The sequence below is a fragment of the Nocardia sp. NPDC059229 genome, from assembly GCF_042754165.1.
Taxonomy (GTDB): Bacteria; Actinomycetota; Actinomycetes; order Mycobacteriales; family Mycobacteriaceae; genus Nocardia.
Map to the genome: position 1 here is coordinate 86,450 of NZ_JBHZAK010000009.1, position 20,986 is coordinate 107,435.

The 20,986-nt window shown below is 68.9% G+C and carries 23 protein-coding genes; 11 read left to right on the plus strand and 12 right to left on the minus strand.

Annotated elements, in window-relative coordinates; all coding sequences use genetic code 11:
• Positions 1-83: 83 nt before the first annotated feature.
• Complete coding sequence (locus ACFXHE_RS21520) at positions 84-626, minus strand: AAA family ATPase (RefSeq protein WP_379385565.1); 543 nt, start codon at positions 624-626, stop codon at positions 84-86.
• A gap of 355 nt (positions 627-981) precedes the next feature.
• On the opposite strand from ACFXHE_RS21520, the gene ACFXHE_RS21525 reads away from it, so the two are divergent.
• The 4 genes from ACFXHE_RS21525 to ACFXHE_RS21540 are packed head-to-tail and all read left to right on the plus strand — an operon-like array spanning position 982 to position 5,221.
• The gene (locus ACFXHE_RS21525; protein WP_379385566.1) at positions 982-2,349 is read left to right on the plus strand and encodes a glutamine synthetase family protein; all 1,368 of its coding nucleotides are present in this window, start codon (positions 982-984) and stop codon (positions 2,347-2,349) included.
• Positions 2,330-3,073: a gamma-glutamyl-gamma-aminobutyrate hydrolase family protein gene (locus tag ACFXHE_RS21530; protein WP_379385568.1), complete on the plus strand. Its 744-nt coding sequence runs from the start codon at positions 2,330-2,332 to the stop codon at positions 3,071-3,073. The genes ACFXHE_RS21525 and ACFXHE_RS21530 overlap by 20 nt, the downstream gene beginning before the upstream one ends.
• A complete protein-coding gene (locus tag ACFXHE_RS21535) occupies positions 3,070-4,431 on the plus strand; it encodes an aldehyde dehydrogenase family protein (RefSeq protein ID WP_379385570.1) in 1,362 nt (453 codons plus the stop codon). Before ACFXHE_RS21530 ends, ACFXHE_RS21535 begins: the two co-directional genes overlap by 4 nt.
• A 10-nt stretch (positions 4,432-4,441) precedes the next feature.
• The gene (locus ACFXHE_RS21540; RefSeq protein ID WP_379385907.1) at positions 4,442-5,221 is read left to right on the plus strand and encodes a 3-oxoacyl-ACP reductase; all 780 of its coding nucleotides are present in this window, start codon (positions 4,442-4,444) and stop codon (positions 5,219-5,221) included.
• A gap of 25 nt (positions 5,222-5,246) precedes the next feature.
• On the opposite strand, the gene ACFXHE_RS21545 is transcribed toward ACFXHE_RS21540, so the two are convergent.
• Both ACFXHE_RS21545 and ACFXHE_RS21550 read right to left on the minus strand, forming a co-directional pair.
• The gene (locus ACFXHE_RS21545; RefSeq protein WP_379385572.1) at positions 5,247-6,800 is read right to left on the minus strand and encodes an amino acid permease; all 1,554 of its coding nucleotides are present in this window, start codon (positions 6,798-6,800) and stop codon (positions 5,247-5,249) included.
• A gap of 94 nt (positions 6,801-6,894) precedes the next feature.
• Positions 6,895-7,032 carry a hypothetical protein gene (locus ACFXHE_RS21550; protein WP_379385573.1) on the minus strand — a complete coding sequence of 46 codons (138 nt, stop codon included), beginning with the start codon at positions 7,030-7,032 and terminating at the stop codon, positions 6,895-6,897.
• 174 nt (positions 7,033-7,206) lie between these two features.
• Here ACFXHE_RS21550 and ACFXHE_RS21555 point away from each other — a divergent pair, with 174 nt between their 5' ends.
• Entirely contained in the window at positions 7,207-7,806 is a 600-nt protein-coding gene (locus tag ACFXHE_RS21555) for a TetR/AcrR family transcriptional regulator (RefSeq protein WP_379385575.1), read from the plus strand.
• 226 nt (positions 7,807-8,032) lie between these two features.
• A complete protein-coding gene (locus tag ACFXHE_RS21560) occupies positions 8,033-8,653 on the plus strand; it encodes a class I SAM-dependent methyltransferase (protein ID WP_379385577.1) in 621 nt (206 codons plus the stop codon).
• 42 nt (positions 8,654-8,695) lie between these two features.
• Here the strand turns inward: ACFXHE_RS21560 and ACFXHE_RS21565 are convergent, their stop codons facing one another.
• From ACFXHE_RS21565 to ACFXHE_RS21580, 4 genes are read right to left on the minus strand one after another with little or no spacing between them, the layout of a single operon-like run.
• Positions 8,696-9,343 carry a response regulator gene (locus tag ACFXHE_RS21565; RefSeq protein ID WP_379385579.1) on the minus strand — a complete coding sequence of 216 codons (648 nt, stop codon included), beginning with the start codon at positions 9,341-9,343 and terminating at the stop codon, positions 8,696-8,698.
• A gap of 21 nt (positions 9,344-9,364) precedes the next feature.
• Positions 9,365-10,489, minus strand: a complete 1,125-nt coding sequence (locus ACFXHE_RS21570; RefSeq protein ID WP_379385581.1) for a sensor histidine kinase — start codon at positions 10,487-10,489, stop codon at positions 9,365-9,367.
• Between the two features lie 29 nt (positions 10,490-10,518).
• Positions 10,519-11,220 carry an ABC transporter permease gene (locus tag ACFXHE_RS21575; protein WP_379385583.1) on the minus strand — a complete coding sequence of 234 codons (702 nt, stop codon included), beginning with the start codon at positions 11,218-11,220 and terminating at the stop codon, positions 10,519-10,521.
• 21 nt (positions 11,221-11,241) lie between these two features.
• Complete coding sequence (locus tag ACFXHE_RS21580) at positions 11,242-12,150, minus strand: ATP-binding cassette domain-containing protein (protein ID WP_379385585.1); 909 nt, start codon at positions 12,148-12,150, stop codon at positions 11,242-11,244.
• A gap of 194 nt (positions 12,151-12,344) precedes the next feature.
• On the opposite strand from ACFXHE_RS21580, the gene ACFXHE_RS21585 reads away from it, so the two are divergent.
• The 3 genes from ACFXHE_RS21585 to ACFXHE_RS21595 all read left to right on the plus strand — a co-directional run bounded on the left by ACFXHE_RS21585 (position 12,345) and on the right by ACFXHE_RS21595 (position 14,320).
• Entirely contained in the window at positions 12,345-12,977 is a 633-nt protein-coding gene (locus tag ACFXHE_RS21585; RefSeq protein ID WP_379385586.1) for a TetR/AcrR family transcriptional regulator, read from the plus strand.
• A 2-nt stretch (positions 12,978-12,979) separates the two neighbouring features.
• Complete coding sequence (locus ACFXHE_RS21590; RefSeq protein ID WP_379385587.1) at positions 12,980-13,657, plus strand: VC0807 family protein; 678 nt, start codon at positions 12,980-12,982, stop codon at positions 13,655-13,657.
• 162 nt (positions 13,658-13,819) lie between these two features.
• A complete protein-coding gene (locus tag ACFXHE_RS21595; protein ID WP_379385589.1) occupies positions 13,820-14,320 on the plus strand; it encodes a hypothetical protein in 501 nt (166 codons plus the stop codon).
• Positions 14,321-14,339: 19 nt separating this feature from the next.
• Here ACFXHE_RS21595 and ACFXHE_RS21600 read toward each other — a convergent pair whose 3' ends face one another.
• From ACFXHE_RS21600 to pnuC, 4 genes are all read right to left on the minus strand, one after another.
• On the minus strand, positions 14,340-14,954 hold the full coding sequence (locus ACFXHE_RS21600) for a cutinase family protein (protein WP_364624593.1): 615 nt from the start codon (positions 14,952-14,954) through the stop codon (positions 14,340-14,342).
• A 301-nt stretch (positions 14,955-15,255) separates the two neighbouring features.
• On the minus strand, positions 15,256-16,119 hold the full coding sequence (locus ACFXHE_RS21605) for a universal stress protein (protein ID WP_379385591.1): 864 nt from the start codon (positions 16,117-16,119) through the stop codon (positions 15,256-15,258).
• 46 nt (positions 16,120-16,165) lie between these two features.
• Positions 16,166-16,978, minus strand: coding sequence for a helix-turn-helix transcriptional regulator (locus ACFXHE_RS21610; RefSeq protein WP_379385593.1), 813 nt, complete (start codon positions 16,976-16,978; stop codon positions 16,166-16,168).
• A 140-nt stretch (positions 16,979-17,118) separates the two neighbouring features.
• Entirely contained in the window at positions 17,119-17,772 is a 654-nt protein-coding gene (gene pnuC / locus ACFXHE_RS21615) for a nicotinamide riboside transporter PnuC (RefSeq protein WP_379385595.1), read from the minus strand.
• Between the two features lie 376 nt (positions 17,773-18,148).
• On the opposite strand from pnuC, the gene ACFXHE_RS21620 reads away from it, so the two are divergent.
• A complete protein-coding gene (locus ACFXHE_RS21620; RefSeq protein WP_379385597.1) occupies positions 18,149-19,024 on the plus strand; it encodes an SAM-dependent methyltransferase in 876 nt (291 codons plus the stop codon).
• Between the two features lie 34 nt (positions 19,025-19,058).
• Here ACFXHE_RS21620 and ACFXHE_RS21625 read toward each other — a convergent pair whose 3' ends face one another.
• The gene (locus tag ACFXHE_RS21625; RefSeq protein WP_379385598.1) at positions 19,059-20,387 is read right to left on the minus strand and encodes a PLP-dependent aminotransferase family protein; all 1,329 of its coding nucleotides are present in this window, start codon (positions 20,385-20,387) and stop codon (positions 19,059-19,061) included.
• A 63-nt stretch (positions 20,388-20,450) separates the two neighbouring features.
• Between ACFXHE_RS21625 and ACFXHE_RS21630 the strand changes: the two genes are divergently transcribed.
• Positions 20,451-20,936, plus strand: a complete 486-nt coding sequence (locus ACFXHE_RS21630; RefSeq protein WP_379385600.1) for a PaaI family thioesterase — start codon at positions 20,451-20,453, stop codon at positions 20,934-20,936.
• Positions 20,937-20,986: the final 50 nt, after the last annotated feature.

A 20,986-nucleotide genomic window follows, 5' to 3' on the forward strand; every position in this document is an offset into this window, starting at 1 on the left:
CAGCGGCAGGACCGCACGGCGGGCATGGGTTTCCTCGGGATGGATCGTGATAACGTCCAGCCGCCGCACCAGTGAGGCATTCGTCAGCGGGCCAAGGGCCGGGCGTTCGCGAGGATCGCATCGACCGTTTCGCCGACGGTGAGGTCGGAGCTGTCGAGCCACAGGCCGAGGGGCGGAGTTTCGGTGCGCAGGACGCTGTCCAGGTCGTTCACGGTGAAGGATCCGTACGCGTGCTTCGGGCGGGCGGCCTCGCGCCGCGCCACCGCGTCCGGACTCGGGGCGAGCACCACGACGTAGAGCGGATCAGTGCGAATCCGGCTGATCAGGTAGGGCAGCAGGTCGCCGAGCACGACATCCTGCACCACCGCCGTGAACCCCGCCGCCGCGTAGGAGTCGGCCACCTCGGCGGCGAGGCGGTGCCGCAGGCGGAGCTGTTCGAGCGCTTCGGGACTCGGATCGGGGGTCATGTCGGCGCGCCCGCTCACCAGGAAACGCCGGAAGACGTCACCGCGCACATGGGCCGAGCGCGGCAGCCGCTCGGCGAGGGCCTGCGCCACGGTCGATTTCCCGGCGGCCTGAATACCGGTGATCAGATAGACGGCGGAGGATTCATCAGGACCGGGCATGGTCCGGACGGTAGCCGACAGGCCGCCACGCCCGCAGCGACATTTCCGCTCCCGGCGAGTCGCCCGACTCTCCGGCCGTGAGTAACGGCGCTGAGTACTTCGGCGGATTCGGCGCGCCGTGTCGGTCAATACTGTTGCGGTGTCGGCATATTCGGGAGGAAAGGCGGCACGGCGATGAACTCTCGGCACTGGCAGGGGTCCGAGGCCTCGCGACACATCGAGCCGTTCGCCACACGGCACCGGCCTCCAGCTCCGCAGCGGTGCGGACACGCTGGTGATCACTTGCCGTATTCGGGCACACGCGGAGCCCGGGTTCGCCTAGCGTGAGCGGGGTTGACGTCGAGAGGGGTCAAGAATGCGGGCCGGGATGCTGAGCGTGGCGGAGCTGGTGGCGCGGGTCGAGGCGGGAACGCTGGACACGGTGCTGGTGGCCATGACCGACATGCAGGGTCGATTACAGGGAAAGCGTTGTTCGGCACGGTATTTCGTGGAGGAGGTGCTGGATCGGGCGACGGAGGCGTGCAACTATCTGCTGGCCGTCGACGTGGAGATGACCACGGTCGAGGGCTACGAGATGTCCTCCTGGGACACGGGCTACGGCGATTTCGTGCTGCGGCCGGACCTGGGCACGCTGCGGCTGGTGCCGTGGTGGCCGGGCACCGCGCTGGTGCTCTGCGACGTCGAGCAGGTGGACCCGCACGGCCGGCCCGGGCAGCCCGTGGCCGCCTCACCCCGGCAGGTGCTGCGCGCCCAGCTGGATCGCCTGGCCGAGCGCGGCCTGTCCGCCTATGTCGGCACGGAACTCGAATTCCTCGTCTTCGACGACACCTACGAGTCCGCCTTCCGCAGCGGCTACCGCGATCTCACCCCCGCCAACCAGTACAACGTCGACTACTCGATGCTCGGCACCGCCCGCATCGAACCGCTGCTGCGCCGCATCCGCACCGACATGTCCGGCGCGGGAATGTATGTCGAGTCCGCCAAGGGCGAATGCAATCCCGGCCAGCACGAGATCGCCTTCCGCTACGCCGAGGCCCTGGTCACCTGCGACAACCACACCATCTACAAGACCGGAGCCAAGGAGATCGCCGCCCAGGAGGGCCGCAGCATCACCTTCATGGCGAAATACAATGAGCGGGAAGGCAATTCCTGCCACATCCACCTGAGCCTGCGCAACAGCGCGGACGAGCCGGTCTTCGCCGACGGCGACGACCCCTCGGCCCTGATGCGCCACTTCATCGCGGGCCAGCTGGACTGCCTGCGCGAACTCACCTACCTGCTGGCCCCGAACATCAACTCCTACAAACGATTCCAGGCCGGCAGCTTCGCGCCCACCGCCCTGGCCTGGGGCCGCGACAATCGCACCTGTGCCCTGCGCGTCGTCGGCCACGGCCCGTCGCTGCGCCTGGAGAACCGCATCCCGGGCGGCGATGTGAACCCGTATCTTGCGGTCGCCGCGGCCATCGCGGCCGGTCTGCACGGCATCGAGCAGCACCTCCCGCTGGAGCCGGAGTTCCACGGCAACGCCTACCGTTCGCACCGCCCGCGCGTCCCGCACACCCTGCGCGAGGCCGCGCAGCTGTTCGGCGACAGCAAGATCGCCCAGAAGGCGTTCGGCCCGGAGGTGGTGCGGCACTACCGCAATGCCGCGCAGGTCGAGCTGGACGCCTTCGACGCGGCGGTGACCGACTGGGAGCGGATCCGTGGCTTCGAACGACTCTGACCCCGGCCGCCGGCCCGTCATCGGCCTGCCCACGTACTCCGAACGCACCCGCTTCGGCCACTGGGACGTCGACGCCGCGGTGCTGGCCCGCACCTACGTCGACCTGACCGAACGTGCGGGCGGCATCCCGGTCCTGTTGCCGCCCACCGGAACTCCGCGCCCCGAGCTCGTCGACCGCCTCGACGGCCTGGTGCTCACCGGCGGCGCGGACCTCGATCCCGCCCGCTACGGCGCGCCACCGCATCCCGCCACCCGCAGCCTGCGCCCCGACCGCGACGAGTCCGAGTTCGGGCTCTTCGCGCTCGCCCGCGCCGCGGGCCTGCCGGTCCTGGCCGTCTGCCGCGGACTGCAATTGGCGAACGTCGCCCTCGGTGGCACCCTGCTGCAGCACGTCCCGGATGCCGTCGGGCACACCGACCACTCCCGCTCCCCCGGCGTCTTCACGGTCAACACCGTCACCACTGTTCCCGGCAGCCGCCTCGCCGCCATCGTGGGCTCCGAGGCGAAGGCGCACTGCCACCACCATCAGGCCATCGGCACGCTCGCCCCCGGCCTCACCGCCACCGGGCACTCAGCGGACGGCATCATCGAGGCCGCGGAGACCCGCGACGGCCCGTTCCTGCTCGGCGTGCAATGGCATCCCGAGGAGAACCCGACCGACCTCCGCCTCATGCGGGCCCTGGTCGACCATGCGGCACAGTACGGAAAGGAGCGCACCCCGTGACAACCACCGACATCGTCAATCCCGCCACCGAGCAGGTGCTGGCCACCATCGCCGCGGCCGACATGGCCGCCACCGACGCCGCCATCGAACGCGCGCACCGGGCGACGGCGAGCTGGCGCACCGTCGCCCCCGGCGACCGGGCGCGGCTGCTGCGCCGCTTCGCCGAGGCGGTGGACGCCGAGATCGAGCAGCTGGCCCGGCTCGAGGTCAGCAATGCCGGCCACACCATCGGCAATGCCCGCTGGGAGGCCGGCAATGTCCGCGACGTCCTGCACTACAGCGCGGGCATGCCGGAACGCCTGCTGGGCAATCAGATTCCGGTTCCGGGCGGCGTGAACATCACCTTCTGCGAGCCGCTGGGCGTGGTCGGCATCATCGTGCCCTGGAACTTCCCCATGCCCATCGCGGCCTGGGGCTTCGGTCCCGCGCTGGCCGCCGGGAACACCGTGGTGCTCAAACCGGCCGAGCTCACCCCGCTCACCGCCATCCGGCTCGGCGAGCTCGCCGTGGAGGCGGGCCTGCCCGAGGACGTCTTCCAGGTGATCCCGGGTCGTGGTGCGGTGGTCGGGGCCCGTTTCGTCACCCATCCGGCCGTGCGCAAGGTGGTGTTCACCGGTTCCACCGAGGTGGGCAGGCAGATCATGGCCGGCTGCGCCGAGCAGGTGAAGCGGGTGACCCTCGAATTGGGCGGCAAGAGCGCCAATATCGTGTTCGCCGACGCGGACCTCGAGCGCGCCGCCGCCACCGCGCCCTACGGCGTCTTCGACAATGCCGGTCAGGACTGCTGTGCCCGCTCCCGGATCCTGGTGCAGCGCAGCGTCTTCGACCGCTTCCTGGGACTGCTCGAACCCGCGGTCCAGGGCGTGCGGGTCGGCGATCCGTCCGACGAGTCGACCGAGATGGGACCCCTCATCTCCGCCGCCCACCGCGACCGCGTCGCCGGATTCCTCGAACCGTCGACCAAGGTGGCGTTCACCGGTGCCCGCCCCGACGGCCCCGGATACTGGTTCGCCCCCACCGTCGTCCTCCCGTCGAGCCCCGAGGACCGGGTGCTCACCGAGGAGGTGTTCGGCCCGGTGGTGGCGGTGGTGCCCTTCGAGGACGAGGCCGACGCCCTGCGCATCGCCAACGACACCGCCTACGGCCTGTCCGGCTCCATCTGGACCAGCGATGTCGGGCGGGCGTTGCGGGTGGCCCGCGGGGTCGAGGCCGGGAACCTGTCGGTGAATTCCCATTCCTCCGTGCGCTATTGGACGCCGTTCGGCGGATTCAAGCAGTCCGGTCTGGGCCGCGAACTCGGCCCCGACGCCGCGCGCGCCTTCACCGAGACCAAGAACGTCTTCCTCGCCACCGAGTAACCCGCCCCTCATCGAAGGAGATACGTTGCAGCGCTTACAGGATCGAGTCGCGGTCGTCACCGGCGGCGGCAGCGGCATCGGGCTGGCCACCGTCCGGCGCTTCGCCCAGGAGGGCGCGAAGGTCGTGGTCGCCGATATCGACGCCACCAGCGGCGAGGCCGCCGCGGCCGAGGCCGGCGGGCTCTACGTGAAGGTCGACGTCACCGACGAGGAGCAGGTGCGGGACCTGTTCCAGGCCGCCGTCGACACCTACGGCGGCCTCGACATCGCATTCAACAACGCGGGCATCTCACCGCCGGAGGACGATTCGATCCTCACCACCGGCATCGACGCCTGGAAACGGGTGCAGGAGGTCAATCTGACCTCCGTCTACCTGTGCAGCAAGTACGCCATCGAGCACATGCTCGAACGCGGCCGGGGCTCGGTCATCAATACCGCGTCCTTCGTGGCCGTCATGGGCGCGGCCACCTCCCAGATCTCCTACACCGCCTCCAAGGGCGGCGTGCTGGCCATGAGCCGGGAGCTGGGAGTCCAGTTCGCGCGCCAGGGCATTCGCGTGAACGCGCTGTGCCCCGGACCGGTCAACACTCCCCTGTTGCAGGAGCTGTTCGCCAAGGATCCCGAACGCGCCGCGCGCCGCCTGGTGCACATTCCCGTCGGCCGGTTCGCCGAGCCGGAGGAGATCGCCGCCGCTGTGGCCTTCCTCGCCAGCGACGATTCCTCCTTCATCACCGCCTCGCAGTTCATGGTCGACGGCGGTATCGCGGGTGCGTACGTGACGCCCCTGTAGCGCAACGGTTTTCGAGCGCTGCGGTTCAGGCGCCGACGGGGGCCTGGTCGACCTCCGGCGGCTCCTCCACGGTTCGTTTGGGCCCGGTGAACCAGCGGCGGGCCGAGACGAACCACCAGACCGCGATCGCGCCCACCACCCCGACCAGGGTGAGGGGCGCGTAATTCACCGCGTTCCAGGTGAATCCGTCCACCCACGGATACCCGTGGTCGTCGGTCGGCAGGATGAACAGCACGCTGATGATCACGATCCAGATCAGCGCGATGATCCCGATCGGCCGATACCAGCGGCCCAGCTGCCACGGCCCGGCCTGGAATCGGTTGCCGCGCAACAGCCGCAGCAGCACCGGAATCCCGTACGCGATGTACAGGCCGATGGTGGCCACCGAGGTGGCGGCGGCGTACGCGGTCGGGGCATTGGCGGCCGGCACCAGCATCGACGGAATCAGCAGGATGAACGCGAACACCGAGACGAAGAAGACCGCGTTCACCGGCACCCGGCGAGCCGACAGCTTCGCCCACAGCTTGGATCCCGGCACCGCGCCGTCGCGCGCGAAGGCGAACAGCATGCGGGAGGCCGCGGTGACCGAGGCATAGCCGCAGAACAATTGGGCGACGGCGGCAATGATCAGCAGCAGCCCGGACCAGAACGAATTCAGCGAATTCTGCAAGATATAGATGACCGGATAGCCGCTGTTCTTGGCCGGATCCAGCGCATCGTCGAGATTCGGGATCGCGAACGTCACCGCCATGATGAGCAGATACCCCGCGATGGCCGACACCACAATGGTGTTGATGATCCCTTTGGCCGCCATGCGCGAGGCGTCGCGCGTCTCCTCCGACATGTGCGCCGACGCGTCGTACCCGGTGAACGTGTACTGCGCGTGCAGCAGCCCGAGCAGGAAGCTGAACGCCACCCCGCCGAACCCGATCGCACTGTTGTCCACGGTCTTGGTGAACACGAAGCCGATGCTCTGATGGTGGCGCGCACCGAAACCCAGCACCACCACGAAGATGGCCACACCACCCACATGCCACCAGGCCGACACATTGTTGATGACCGCCGACAGGTGCGGGCCGATGATGTTCAGCACCGCATGCAGCACCAGAATCCCTGAGAACACCGCGAAGATGGCATTACGGTCGGTCCCGATATCCCATCCGATCACATTCAGCACCACGGTGGTGAAGATGGCCGCGCCGTAATCGATGGCCGCGGTCACCGCGATCTGCCCGATCAGGTTGAACCAGCCGGTGAACCAGCCCCACACCGGCCCGCCCAGCTCCGACGCCCACCAGTACAGTCCGCCGGACGTCGGATAGGCCGAGGCCAATTCGGCCATCGCCAGCCCGACGAACAACACCATGACCGAGACCAGCGGCCAGCCCCACGCCATGGTGATCGGCCCGCCATTGGACAGGCCGATCCCGTAACTCGCCAGGCCGCCGGTGAGAATCGAGACAATGGTGAAACTGATCGCGAAATTGGAGAATCCGGACCAGGATCGCGCCAATTCCTGTTTGTAACCGAGTTCGGCGAGACGCCGTTCATCATCGGATCGAGGCTGGGTTGCGGTCATGCTAGCTCCCGAGTGAAAACGCCGCCCTCACACGGCGTTTGCCAGGAGCCCAGTGTGCGGTAATCCCGTGCCGAACCGCAGGCCAACGGGCAAACTAGTCGCCCGGTTCGGAAACTGTGCGGTGCAGGACCAGCTTGGTGGTGTGCGCCGCGTACACCGCGGGCGCGTCCTCCCAAGCGGCGGTCATCATGGTCACGATCTCGGCCGGAAGATCATGGTGGGCAAAGCTCACGCATCCGACCGCTGCCCCTGGGCGAGGGCGGCCAGTTCCTTGACACTCCGGCGGGCAGGGGCAGGTGAATCATCGGCATCTACGTGCTCCTTCGCTTCCGGCGGACCGTCTATAACAGTCGTTATAATCGAGGGGCGGTACTCTATGACGGTTGTTATAGACAAGGAGGAGTCGATGGCGGGGACGCCGGGCGAGGCCGCGGATTCGCGCGGCAAACTGGTGGCCGGGGCGGCCGACATGATCCGGCGGCGCGGCCTGAACGCGACCAGTGTGCGCGAGCTCGCCAAATACGCTCACGCGCCACTGGGTTCGACGTACCACTACTTCCCCGGCGGCAAGACCCAGCTCGCGACCGAGGCGGTCACCTTCGCCGGGGATCTCGCGGCGACGCTGCTCGCCCGCGAACTGGACCGGGGGCCGATCGAGGGGATGCGCGCCTTCCTCCAGATGTGGCGGAAGGTCGTGGTGGACACCGACTTCCGCGCCGGGTGCCCGGTGCTGGCGGTCGCCGTGGAAGACCTGCCCGAAGCCGAGGGCGCACCACGCGAGGCGGCCGCCGCGGCCTTCAGCCGCTGGACCGAACTACTGACCGACTCGATGTGCGACCACGGGGCCGAGCGCGCCGAGGCCGAGCGCACGGCCACCCTGATCGTCGCCGCCGTCGAGGGCAGCGTGGCCATGTGCCGCGCACAGCAGAACACGGAGCCCTTGGACCGCATTGCCACCCAGCTGGAACCGCTCGTGCAGTCGACGATTACGCGCGACCGGACCTGATATACCCGGCAGCCTGTCAGAACCCGATCACGACCGGACGCCGACCGCCACATAGGACGACGACCACCCTGGCAGCTCCCATCCGAAGCCACGTCGATACGCGCCCGCCGACGGCCAGCTCGACGCGTCCTCACCGCCTATGCCCACATCGCCTGCCAAACCGGCAGCCAAGACCGATAAATTCGAGGCACCAGGTCACGGCCGGCCCTCCCGACAGGAGAATTCCGTGTTCCCACCCATCGACGACCCCCACCCCGAATACCACGATCCCAACGCACCCGACACCCTGTACGCGACGAAACCGCCGTGGGACATCGACCGCCCCCAGCCCGCTTTCACCGCCCTCGCCGAGGCCCGCGCCCTGCACGGCCGGGTCCTCGACCTCGGTTGCGGCACCGGCGAACACGCGTTGCTCGCCGCCGGCCTGGGTCTCGACGCCACCGGGATCGACCAATCCGCGCAGGCGCTCGAACTGGCCCGGCACAAGGCGGCGGAACGCGGCCTGCGGGCGCGGTTCGTGCGTCACAGCGCCCTGGACCTGGCCGGCCTCGGCGAGACCTTCGACACCGTGCTGGACTGCGGCCTGTTCCACCTGTTCGACGGCGCGGACCGCATCGCCCTGGTCGACGGCCTGGCCGCGATCATTGCGCCGGGCGGACGCTACTTCCTGCTCGGTTTCAGCGATCGCCAGCCCGGCACCTGGGGTCCGCATCGCCTGAGCCGCACCGATATCGAGTCCGCCTTCACCGATGGCTGGCGACTCGATTCCCTCGAACCGGCCACCCTCGACATCCTCCCCAGCCCGACCCCGGTGGCAGCCTGGCTCGCCGCCCTCACCCGGCAGTGATTCCCCTGCCCGCACCACAGCCCATTTCGCCCCCTCGGGCCTTCAGGCCAATCCGGCGCGCAGCACGAGAATTGCTATCTGCGTGCGGTTTTCGAGACCCAGCTTGGCGATGACGCGGCTGATGTGCACCTTGACCGTGGACTCGCTCATGTGGAGGGTGCGGGCTATCTCGGCATTACCCGCACCCGTGGCGACGGCCCGGGCGACCTCGCGTTCCCGATCGGTGAGCTGGGAAAGCTGGGCGAGCGCGTCCGGTTGCTGTGCGCCCGGACCCTGCGTGAAGGCGGTGAGCATGCGTTTGGTGATGGCGGGCGCGAGGATGGCGTCACCGGCGGCGACCACCTCGACGGCACGGGCGAGTTCGCGGGGCGGAGTGTCCTTGAGCAGGAAGCCCGCCGCGCCGGATTCCAGTGCGGCGTAGACGTATTCGTCCAGTCCGAAGGTGGTGAGGACGACCACCGCCGGCGGCGTGGGGAGGCCGCGGACCCGGCGGGTCACCTCGAGACCGTCCACGTGCGGCATGCGGATATCGGTGACCACCACATCCGGGCGGTACCGGTGCACCAGGTCCACGATGGCGCGGCCGTCGCCGTCCTGGGCGACCACCTCGATATCGCCGCCGGCCTCCAGAATCATTGCGATGCCGGAGCGCACCAGTTCCTCGTCGTCGAGCAGCACCACCCGGATCACGAAACCTCCTTCACCACATCGTCATTCGTCGGCCGTCAGCGGGAATGTCGCGTGCACCCGGTAGCCGCCGGCCAGCGGACCGGAATGCACGGTCCCACCGGCGAGTTCGACCCGTTCGCGCATGCCGAGCAGACCGAAGCCGGAGCCCTGGGCAGCCAGGGCGGTCCGCTCACCGGGGCCGTTGCGGACATCGACGTCGAGACGATCGTCGGCGACGGTGAGCGCCACCCGTACCTCGGCCCCGGCCGCATGCTTGGCGGCATTGGTCAGCGCCTCCCGCACCAGTCGATGCGCGGCCCGGCCGACCGGCCCCGGCACCCGCGGCAGGTCCGGCGGCAGTGACAGGTCCACCTGTTGCCCGGCGGCGACCGCCTCGGCGACGAGTTCGGCAATGGCGCCGAGGTCGGGCACGGGCCGCAGCGGCGCCGCCTCCCCACCGTCGCGGGCGCGCAGCACGCCGAGCAGCTCCCGCATCTCGGTCAGGGCGCGCGATCCGGTGGCGCGGATGGTGCCGGCGATCTCGGCGGGCTTGCCGTCGGCGGACACCTCGAGCGCCCCGGCCAGCACGGTGATCTGCGAAATCCGGTGCGCCACAATATCGTGCAGCTCCCCCGCGATGCGCAGGCGCTCGGCCTCCACGGCCGCCGCAGCGCGCAGGTCGCGTTCGCGTTCGGCCTGCTCGGCGCGTTCCCGCAGGGCCGCAAGGGTTTCGGCACGCTGATTGGTCCACAGTCCCAGCAGCAGCGGCAGCGCGAGCCCCACCGTGACGATGACGCCGCGGTGGACGAACAGCTCCCACCAGCTGCCCGCGCCCCAGGGCACCACCGCCACGATCACCGACGCGAGCGCCGCCAGCCAGGTCGGGCGGCGGTTGCCGTAATGCCGGGCGACCGTGTAGATCGCCAGCAGCATGGGCGCGAACGCGCCGACCAGCAGCTGCCCGAGCAGCGCCACCCCGAGTACCGGCAGCGGCCGGAAGCGCCGCGCTAGCAGGGCGATACCGGCCACGACAGCCACCGTCGGGCCCGCCGCGGCGGGCAGCAGGCCGATCGCGGAGGTGTGCACCTCCTCGAAACCGGCCGCGCCGAACAGCGCGGCGAGCACGACATCGAGGATCACCGTGCCGATCCGGCGCGTCGTGCTCATTCCGGCAACCCTAGTCGGGCTCGGCATTCTCACACGTCACGGCGCGCGAGCAGCACGTGTCCGAGTGCCAGCAACCCGGCCGCCACCAACGTCAGCGGCAATACCAGCAGGGCGGGATTCCCGGTCCCGGGCTGCACCAGCTGCCCGGCGGACAGGAAGGGCATCACCTTCGGGCTGACGCCGGCCAGCACCGCGCCGGTCTCCACCACGGTCGGGAAGCCGATGGCCGCCACCATGGCGACGGTCGCATTGCGGGTGACGGCGGCAATTCCCATACCGGCCAGGGCGGCGAGTGTCACATACACGGGCACGGCGACGAAAGCCCGTGCCAGATGCGAGGTTTCGGCCGGTAGCGTCGAGTTCAGCAGCTGCACGAGCACGGTCACGCCCACCAGCGCGAGGCCGTAGAGGGCGGCGAGCACGCCCACCGTGAGCGCCTTCGCCGCGAGGACCCGGCCCGGCCGGCGCACCGTGAGCACGGTGGTAGTGATGGTGCCGTAACGGTATTCGTGCCCGAAGGCATTGACCGCCACCGCGGTGGCGAACAGGGTGGCCAGCAGCAGCGGGAGCCCCGAGACCGAGGCGGCGAACTGCTCACTCGGCGTGGCGTAGTCGCGGGCCGCGGACAGATAGGCGATGAAGGCCTGCAGGGCCAGGCCGAGCGCGAGCAGCGCCCAGGTGGAGCGCAGGGTGGCGAGCCGGGTCAGTTCGTAGCGGATGGCATTGGACATGAGCGGAATTCCTGTTCGATGTCAGGCGGCGACGTGGCCGCGGTACTGGGCGGAATCGGCGGTGGCCTGGAAGTAGGCGTCCTCCAGGCTGGTGCGCGCCTGGGTCAGCTCGGTGATAAGCAGCCCGGCGCGCAGGGCCAGGGCGGCGACACCCTGCCGGTCGTGACCTTCGACGGCCACCGTGCCGTCCGCCTCCACCCGGGCGCGGAATCCATGGCGGTTCAACGTCTTCGCCAGTTCCGCGGGCCGATCGGTGCGCGCTGTGATGCGGGGCGCGGAGTTGCGGGCGACGAACTCGCGCACCGATTCCGCGGCCAGCAGCCGCCCGGTGCCGATGACGACCAGCGAATCCGCCAGGTGCGCCATCTCGTTCAGCAGATGCGAGGAGACGAAGATGGTGCGCCCTTGGTGCGCAAGCTCTTTCAGCAGATCGCGCAGCCAGCGCACACCCTCGGGGTCCAGCCCGTTGGCGGGCTCGTCCAGGATCAGGGTGGCCGGGTCACCCAGCAGCGCGGCCGCCAGACCCAGCCGCTGGTGCATCCCGAGACTGAACCCGCCCGCCCGCTTCCCGGCCACATTGCACAGGCCGACCAGGCCCAGCACCTCCTCGACCCGGCCCTCGCCGATGCCCGCCCCGGCGGCGATCATGCGCAGATGCCCGATGGCCGTGCGCTTGGGATGCACGGCGCGGGCATCGAGCATGACGCCGACCGAGCGCAGCGGATCGGTCAGCTCGGCGTAGGGCTGCCCGTCGAAAAGGGTGCGGCCGCTGCCGTGATCGAGGCCCAGCATGAGCCGCATGGTGGTCGACTTCCCGGCCCCGTTCGGACCGAGGAAGCCGGTCACCACGCCGGGCCGGACATCGAAGGACAGGTTGTCCACCGCCGGTACGTCCCCGTAGCGCTTGCCGAGCCCACGCGCCTGAATCATCCGTTCACCTCGTATCGGAGGGGCGACGCCCGCTGCGTCACCGTGTCGGCTCCGACGATTCCGGAGCCGGGCGGCGCGGCCATCAGCCGACAGCACACGGCGAGGTACCACTTTCGGCTTACCCCCGGGTCGATGAGTGTCCCAGAACGGACGATTCTCTTGCTCGGCCGAGCAAACCGTCATACGGTTTGCTCATGCAAGCAAAATCCAGCCCAAGCAAGCAATCATTGGGGAGGACGTTCACCGAGGTCGCCCGGCGCGCCCAGATCGTGGACGCGGCCATCGAGGTCATTGCCGATCAGGGGTATCCGAACGCCTCGTTCGCCAAGATCGCCAAGCAGGCCGGGCTCAGCAGCACCGGCATGATCTCGTATCACTTCCAGGGCAAGGGCGATCTCATCCGCGAGGTGGTCGCCCGCATCATGCGGACCTCCGCCGAATACGTTGTCGCCAAACTCGATACGGAGGACGGCCACCGGGGCCGATTGCGCGGCTTCTTCGCCGCGAACCTGGCCCTGATCGACGAATATCCGAAACACATGCGGGCACTGTCGAATATCGCGGCCAATGCCGGGACCGACGATCCGCACCTGTTCGGCCTCGTCGAGCAGCTCGACAGCGTGTCCGCGGCACAGGTCGAGCGACTGCGAGAAGGCCAGCGCGACGGGGCATTCCGCGAATTCGATCCGGTCGTCATGCTGATGGCCATCCGTGGCTCGGTGGACGCCGCCATCGCGCGCGCCGCCGCCGACCCGGCCTTCGACACCACGGCCTGCGCCCAGGAACTCGCCGACATCTTCGACCGCGCCACCCGGAAGGACGCCTGATCATGGCGCTGCCCGCGACCTCCCCGCACACCCCCGACTCCGACCGCACCCCCGACCAGAAGCGCGCGGCCCTGCGCAAACACACTGCGCGCCAGGTGATCCTGGAACTCGTCCTCCCTATCGGCGCCTACTACGCACTGCGCGCCGCGGGCGTCAACCCCTGGCTGGCACTGGTGGCGCCCGCCCTGCTCACCCTCCCCTTCCTCGCCTACGACGCCGTCCGCCACCGCCGTGTCGACGCCATCGCCCTGTTCACCCTCACCATGATCGTGGCGGGCACGGTGGTGTCCCTGGTCACCGGCGATCCGCGCACCCTGCTGGTCCGGGACAGCTGGCTGTTCGGGGCACTGGGCCTGTGGACGCTGGGCACGCTGTTCACCCAGCGGCCCATGATGCGCAGCTTCGCCCGCACCATCGTCACGGTGAAGATCGGCGAGGCGGGGCATCGGGAATGGGATGCCCGCTGGGACAACGACTCTCGCTTCCGCCATCAATTGCGCGTGCTGACCGCGGTGTGGGGCACGGTGTTCACCCTCGACGCCGCCATCCGGGTGGCCTTCGCTTACACACTGCCACTCGACGCCGTCCCCCTGGCCACCACGCTGCAATGGCTCGTGGTGCTCGCCGGGCTGATCACCTTCCACATCGTCTACGTCACCCGCAACGGGCTGAAGGTCTGAAACACGGAGGGATTTGCCGGTCGCTGAGACGAATTGACCGCCGCGGTGGCCGAAAATTGTGTCAGCCCCCTCGACAGAACTTCTGCCTTTGCGCCGTAAAGTGATACGTTTTCTCTATGGCCGGTTCGGCCGATAACACTTAATGCGCATCAGGGAGATGCCGTGTCCAGAGCTGTGAAAGCGACCGCCGCATGGGTTTGCGGGGGAATTCTCGGGATTGTTGCCGGTTTGTTCGGGGCGGGCGGCGCGTACGCCGACGACGCGGGCGGTCCCGCCCAGGTCGGCGACACCGTGTATTTCAGCATGGGCGAGTGGAACTGTTCGATCGGCGCGGCCGGCGCGGTGGGGTGTGATCTGACGGTTCCGGCGGCCACCATGAATGTGCTCTATGCCGGGGCGCAGGTGCCGTTCTCGAATGTGCCTGCCATTGCCATCGATTCGACCGCGCTGCCCGCGCATCCCGAGTGGAATTCCAACGGCAGCCACACCCTCGCGGGCGGAAATCCGGGTCTGGCCCCCATCGCGCAGGTGAGCGGACACGATCCGCAGTTCTCGATTACCCATGCCGGCGCGACCTGTCAGGTCACCTTCAATGGCTCGGCCGTGTGCACGTCGATGGGGCACGGGTTCAGCCAAAGGGGACCAGTGCCTTTCGGCTACTGATCCCCTTCGAATCACATGATTACCGGTACCAGACGCCGGAATCCCAGTCGCCGTAGTCCCAGACATTGAAATCGTAACGACCATGTGCTCCTCCGAAGAGGTAACCCCACCAGCCGGCCGAAGTGTCGCAGATCTGGTCGTCGTGGTTGCACACCGTCAGAACCGGGAAGTCGCCGAACCAGTCGTCGACGCCGGCCAGCGGATAGCCGATGATCCCGTTGCCGGGAGTCGAGGACAATCCGCCCCAACCCGGGCCGGGGGCCCGCTTGGGATCCGACAGCAGAATGGCATTGGCATTGTCGACGTCCTGGTGTGCGGTGACCCAGGCGTGCACGATACCGGCGCCCTCACTGTGCCCGATCAACCGGATGTGGTCGCCCGGGCATTCGTTGCGGTGCTGCCAGAACAGTCGGTCCAGTTCGTTCAACCCCGACATCGGGTCGGCGGAGTTGTATCCGACTGGCTGATCGACGTACGGGATGAAGATGGACGAGGTGTTGTCGCCGAGGCCGCCGATGCCGATCGCCCAATCACCGGTGCAGACATCGGCATTGGCCTTCGGGGCCGCCAGGTGTGTGATGGAAAAGAGGATGGCCAACAGTAATGCGGCGAAGAGCGCCGTTGCTCTACGCATGGTCGTAACTTTCTTTATTTGTATAACCTCCGGGTCGGGCCCGGCTTGCGCATGATGTACCCAAAAATTGCTGGGGTTCTTGATTTCTGGCGAAACAGTTACACACGCACTGTTTTTGTTGGCCGTACCGCGATGTCAGCGGGCCGCGTGTGCACGACCGGGCGAGCTTGCCGGGCATTGACACGGAGACGTTCGGCCATCGGTCGCACAGCGCGCGGGTCGGTCGCGGCCGAATCCGGTGTGCCGGTGCGAAACTCCCGTAACCGAGGATGCGCTGCCCGAAATCGGCGGCGCCGCCGGTTCAGTTGCGCAGGCGGACCAGGGCGATGGGGCACTCGCTGCCGTGCAGCAGCGCGTGACCGGTCGAGCCGAGCGCCATACCGGGATAGCCACGGGTGCCGTGACTTCCGACCACCAGCAGTTGCGCGCCAGCGGCGGCATCGAGCAGAACCCGGGCGGGACGTCCTTCCTTCACAACGGATTTCACCTCGACGCCCGGGTAGCCCCGGGTATTGCGATCGAGCATGCGCGTGAGCAGCTGGACCGCGTCGTCGTAGGAGCGGGTGTCACTGTCCCCGGACACCTCCCACGCCTGGACCGCGATCAGCGGCACGCCCCGCCGGGAGGCCTCGTCGAAGGCGATCTCGAGTGCGCGGACACTGTGCGGCGACCCGTCCACGCCGGCTACCACGGGCCGGTCCGACAGCCCGTCCGTCTCACCGGGAACCACCACCACCGGCCCCTGCGCATGCCGCGCCACACCGGTGCTGACCGACCCGAGCAGGCTGCGGTGATAGGCACTCATCCCGCGCACACCGACCACCACGTAGTAGGCGGTGGCGGCGAGCTCCGCCAGCACCATGACGGCCGGGACATCGACGAGGAAGGTGCGGATATCGCGAATCTCGCGGTCCCCGGCGGCTTTCCGCGCGATCTCGGCGGCGGCGTCGAGGGCGGCCTGGGCGGTGTCGCGCAGCCGATCGTGCAGCAGCCGGACCGGGCTCTCGTCCAGGGGCGATTCGCCGCCCGCGGGCACCGCGAACACCAGGTGCAGGGCCGCGCCGCGCAGGGCCGCGTCCACGGCGGCCCAGCGCACGGCGTGCAGGGCGGACTCGGAGGCGTCGACACCGACCACGATCGGCCGGTCGAGACTGTAGACAGGCACCGCGCTCGGCCTCCCTCCGGGTGGAAAGAACCTTCCGCGGGCGATCCTACGAGCCGACCGGACGGTCTCCAGGTCGACTCGCTGTGGGCAGTCCGACGATGAACAGGGGCTGATCGGGGTACATCTGGGTGGACTGATCCCGCAGGATCTGCCACAGCAGCGCATACGGTTCACCGGTCTCGGCATCGCGTAGGCGCATGACCGTCGGCGCCCCGGTGAGGCTGTAATGCTCCTCGGTCCATATGCGCCGGAAGAGTTCGAAGCGGCCGAACTCGGTCAGCAGCCGGGCGTCGTCGGCGGCCTCGCCGACGAGGGCCATCACGCCGCGCAGCGTGGCGATCGCACGCCGCAGATCGGACTCCCAGGCCGGAAGCACCGCACGCGCGGCCGGATTGGTGAGCATCCACCGCAGATAGTTGCCGTCCTCGCCGACGCCCGGGAAGGTGCGCAGATGAGCGGTATTGGCGGCCAGTACATTCAGATACCGGTCCAGGTAGGCCGCGGGGTGCGGGAGGTGGGCGGCGAGAATGCCCGGCACGTCCGCGGCTATCGGGCCGCGGGCCGCGGCCGGGTGCTGCGGCAGGGCGGACAGTTCGAGCAGATGCCGGTATTCGACCGGGGTAACCGGGCCGACCTTGTGCAGATAGCGCACCATGGCCGTCAGCACCTGCTCGGTCGGATGGTCGCGGTCGCCGCGTTCCATGCGCGTGATGTAACTGACGCTGACACCCGAGCCGAAGGCCAGCCGCTCACGCGAGACGCCGCGTCGTTCCCGCAGCCGCCGCAGCGTACTGCCGAAGCTCGGCGGTTCCACCCGCCCGAACATCGACCCCGAGTCGCCGAAACTTCCGTCACTCATATCCCGCCCCAGAAAACACTCCATCCGCCTGGATGGACCTCGATCAGTGGCTACTGCCTAGCAGCCTGCGCTCCTGTCGGCAAATCGAGAATCCGGAACAAATAGGGGCAGAGCAGCGAATTCCCGGTATCGGGACCGACTCACTCGCCGCCCGCGGGCGCGGCGACGGCCGCCGGGGCGGCGGGAAGGTCTCGGCGCGAACGATATTCGCCCCGCCAGCGCAGGAACCCGAGCACCACGAGCAGGAAGAACAGACCGTAGACAGCGCCCGAGGCGTACAGGCCGGATTTCATCGCGAGCGGCACACCGACCAGATCGACGAGCATCCAGATGATCCAGAAGTCGGTCAGGGCCCGGCTCTGCGCGAAGGTCGCGATGGCGCTGCCGACGAAGACATAGGCGTTGGCCCACGGGGACCAGGCGATGTGCAGCCAGCCGAGGTGGGCGAACGCCTCGGCCACCGCGACCGTGCCGACCGCCAGCAGGGCCAGCAGCGTCACGCGTTCGCGGCGGGTGGCGGGCCGGACCATCAGATCCCGGTGCTCGGAGGTGCCGCGCCGCCAGGCCAGCCAGCCGTAGCCCGCGAGCCCGATGAACAACAACTGCTTGAGCGCATTGCCGGGCACGTGGGCGTGCACCGACGCCGCCAGCAGCAGGACCGCACCGGCCAGCTGCACGGGCCACGTCCACATGGTCTTGCGCATGGCCAGCCACACCACTGCGAGGGACAACAGATTGCCGACGGCGTCGGTCCAGAGGATGTGTTCACCGAACAGGTCGAATCCGGCGTTCACCGGGCCTCCTCCGCTGCCTGCCGAGCACAGCTGCCGGATCCGGGTCCCGGGGCGTGCGTTCTGTCGTCGTGCGGAACCACCGTGCCACAGCCCGATATTCCCGCCGCCGTCCCTCCCCGATCGGAGACCGGCGCGGCACAGGTATGGACCGCCGGCATTGATGCCGATCGCCCCGGAACGGTGAGGGTCCCCCTTCGAAAAGGGTGCGCGGTGCGCGGCGGATCTACGAGGTTCCAGCCGATCAGAATGATCAGATCGATCGCAGACCGGACATTCGAGGATGTGAATTGCAGCCAGATGATGGATCCGTGGTGGATTCCGGCTGACTTCGCGCGGCGGAATGACCTTGTGCGCCCGCGTGAGTACGTTGGCGGATATGCGCACCGAAGGTGATTCCTGGGATATCAAGACCAGTGTTGGATCCACGGCATTGTTCGTGGCGGCCGCCCGGGTGCTGGGTGGCCGCGCGATCGATGCGCCGGCGCACGATGAGTTCGCCGAGCTGTTCGTGCGGGCCGCGGGCGGGGAATGGGCCGAGCTGCTGGCGGGCCGGCTGCCCGAACACCCGCTGCTGGCACCCGAGTTCGGGGTGCAGTTCCAGCAGCATCAGATCTCTCGCACCCGATATTTCGACGATTACATGGCCGCCGCCTCGTACGCGGGGGTGCGTCAGGTGGTGATTCTGGCGGCCGGCCTGGACTCGCGTGCCTACCGGCTGGCGTGGCCGGACGGCACCGTGATCTACGAGCTCGACCGCCCGCAGGTGCTCGACTTCAAACGGGACACGCTCGCCGCGGCCGGGCACCGGCCCCGCGCCGAGCGGCGCGAGGTGGCGGTCGATCTGCGCGAAGACTGGCCGAAGGCCCTGCGCGACAGCGGATTCGATCCCGCCGCGCCGACCGCGTGGCTGGTGGAGGGCCTGCTGATCTATCTGACGCCGGCTGCGCAGGACCAGCTCTTCGACGCCATCGTGGGGCTCAGCGCGCACGGCAGCAGGGTCGCCATCGAGCAGATGGATCCGCTGCCCGCGGAGTCGGTCGCCGAGATGACCGGGGAGGGCGAGACCGGCTCGGACTGGGTGGACATGATCTACAACGAGCCCCGCAGCGACGCCACCGAATGGTTCACCGGACGCGGCTGGACCGGTCAGCGCGTCAATCTCACCGACTACATTCACGACCTCGGCGGCACTCCGCCCGACAATCCGCGACAGCAGTCGCTGATCAACCTGGTCACGGTCACCCGGCCCTGACCCGGCTCGGCCCGGATCTCGCGCGGTCCTGGTGTCACAGCGGCACGCTGTCCAGGGCCGCGCGCATTTCCGCGAGCACCAGCGGAAGTTCTTCCGGGGCAGGCGATCCCAGTGCGATGCGCAGCCCGTGCGGCACGTGCGCGGTGGTGGCGAACGCCTCGGCGGTGCAGACGCGAATGCCGCGCCGGGACAGTTCGGCGGCGATCCGGTCCATGCGCTGGTCCGGATCGATGGGCAGCCACGCGAAGAACGAGCGCGGGTGGGCGATCGGATTCCGATCGCCGAGCTCCCGGTGCAGGATGCGCTGATGCTCCTGCGCGGCAACGCGACTCGCCTGTTCGAGAGCGTCGACGGTGCCGTCGGCGAGCCAGCGGGTGGCCAGGGCGCTGGTCAGCCCGGGCGGACCGGCCATGGTGGCGCGCAGGGTGCGGGCCAGGGCGGGCGCGGCCACGGACGGGTGGACCAGCATGCCGAAACGCAGTCCGGCCGCGACGCTCTTGGACAGGCTCGACACCCAGAAGGTGCGCTCCGGGGCGATCGCCGCCAGCGGCGGCGGGGCCGGATCGGCGAGAAAGGCGTAGGCGGCGTCCTCGATCAGGAACAGATCGTGCTGGCGCGCAACGGAAACGAGCGCTCGCCGCCGGTCGCTGTCGATCACCCAGCCGAGCGGATTGTGCAGGGTCGGCATCGTATAGACCGCGCGCACCGGCCTTTTCGCACACAACCGCGCCAGGGCGTCGGGATCCGGGCCGTTCCCGGCCGCCGGAACCGGTGCGAGTGTGAGCCCGTGCGCCTGGGCCAGCAGCTTGAATCCGGGATAGGTGAGCTCGTCCACGGCGATCACGTCGCCGGGCGAGAACATCGCTCGCACAATCAGATCCAGCCCGTGCTGCGCGCCGGCGGTCACCACCACCCGCGCCGGATCGACCTCGATCCCCCGCCGCCCGACGAACCCGGCGATCGTCGCGCGATCGTGCGGCCGCCCGCCCGGCGGCTGTTGCCGCAGCAGGGCGTCGAGATCGCCGGAGGCCGCCAGGTCGCGTAAACCCGTGCGCAGCAATTCCTCTCGACGCGACGACAGCGGCTGGGTGAAGGCCAGATCCGCCCACACCGTCTCCGCGCCCGGCCCGTACGCGGCCGCGGCCAGCCGCACCGACCGATCCCGCACGAAGCTCCCCCGCCCCGGTTCGCCGACCACCAGCCCCGCCCGCTTCAGTTCCGCGAACACCCGGGTCGCGGTGGCCACCGCGATACCGTGCTCGGCGGCCAGCTGCCGATGCGTGGGCAGGCGCTGTCCCGGCGCCCAGCGCCCGTCCCGGATCTGCCCGGCGAGGGCGGTGGCGACATCGGTGTAGGTCCGCATCATCCGACTGTACCTAGGACAATTTCTTGATCGTCCTGACCCGGCGTCCTACCGTCCGTTCCCATGACGATCGCGACCACCGAAGTGCCCGTCCTGGACTACCTGCGCGCACAGCTCGACGGCACCGGGACCGACGGCCTGACCTGCCAATTCCATTACCCCACCGCCATTTCCCGCACCCTGGGCATCCGGCTGGTGGCCATCGACCCCGGCCGCGCCACCGTCGAGATGGACACCGATCCCGCCCGGCACGGCAACCAGCAGGGCACCGTCCACGGCGGCCTGCTCACCGAACTGGCCGATGCCGCCATCGGCACCGCCTATTCCACCGTCGTGGGTCCCGGCGAAACGTTCACCAGCATCGATCTCCGCGCGGTCTTCCTCCGCCCGGTATGGCAGGACACGCTGCGCGCCACCGCTTTCCCCACCCACTCCGGCCGCACCATCACCCACTACCAGTGCGATATCACCCGCGCGGACGGCAAGCCGGTCGCCACGGTGACCAGCATCGTCACCACCCTGCGAGGCGAACGCTCCCACGGCCGCTGAGTATCGGAGAATTCTGCCGAGTATCGGAGAACCTATAGCTGACATAGGCC

What these genes read in the sequence shown, in the direction of transcription:
- ACFXHE_RS21520 (WP_379385565.1), bottom strand. Translation starts at nt 626, where the DNA reads ATGCCCGGTCCTGATGAATCCTCCGCCGTCTATCTGATCACCGGTATT.
- ACFXHE_RS21525 (WP_379385566.1), top strand. Translation starts at nt 982, where the DNA reads ATGCGGGCCGGGATGCTGAGCGTGGCGGAGCTGGTGGCGCGGGTCGAG.
- ACFXHE_RS21545 (WP_379385572.1), bottom strand. Translation starts at nt 6,800, where the DNA reads ATGACCGCAACCCAGCCTCGATCCGATGATGAACGGCGTCTCGCCGAA.
- ACFXHE_RS21555 (WP_379385575.1), top strand. Translation starts at nt 7,207, where the DNA reads ATGGCGGGGACGCCGGGCGAGGCCGCGGATTCGCGCGGCAAACTGGTG.
- ACFXHE_RS21570 (WP_379385581.1), bottom strand. Translation starts at nt 10,489, where the DNA reads ATGAGCACGACGCGCCGGATCGGCACGGTGATCCTCGATGTCGTGCTC.
- ACFXHE_RS21575 (WP_379385583.1), bottom strand. Translation starts at nt 11,220, where the DNA reads ATGTCCAATGCCATCCGCTACGAACTGACCCGGCTCGCCACCCTGCGC.
- ACFXHE_RS21580 (WP_379385585.1), bottom strand. Translation starts at nt 12,150, where the DNA reads ATGATTCAGGCGCGTGGGCTCGGCAAGCGCTACGGGGACGTACCGGCG.
- ACFXHE_RS21585 (WP_379385586.1), top strand. Translation starts at nt 12,345, where the DNA reads ATGCAAGCAAAATCCAGCCCAAGCAAGCAATCATTGGGGAGGACGTTC.
- ACFXHE_RS21590 (WP_379385587.1), top strand. Translation starts at nt 12,980, where the DNA reads ATGGCGCTGCCCGCGACCTCCCCGCACACCCCCGACTCCGACCGCACC.
- ACFXHE_RS21600 (WP_364624593.1), bottom strand. Translation starts at nt 14,954, where the DNA reads ATGCGTAGAGCAACGGCGCTCTTCGCCGCATTACTGTTGGCCATCCTC.
- ACFXHE_RS21610 (WP_379385593.1), bottom strand. Translation starts at nt 16,978, where the DNA reads ATGAGTGACGGAAGTTTCGGCGACTCGGGGTCGATGTTCGGGCGGGTG.
- ACFXHE_RS21620 (WP_379385597.1), top strand. Translation starts at nt 18,149, where the DNA reads ATGCGCACCGAAGGTGATTCCTGGGATATCAAGACCAGTGTTGGATCC.
- ACFXHE_RS21625 (WP_379385598.1), bottom strand. Translation starts at nt 20,387, where the DNA reads ATGCGGACCTACACCGATGTCGCCACCGCCCTCGCCGGGCAGATCCGG.
- ACFXHE_RS21630 (WP_379385600.1), top strand. Translation starts at nt 20,451, where the DNA reads ATGACGATCGCGACCACCGAAGTGCCCGTCCTGGACTACCTGCGCGCA.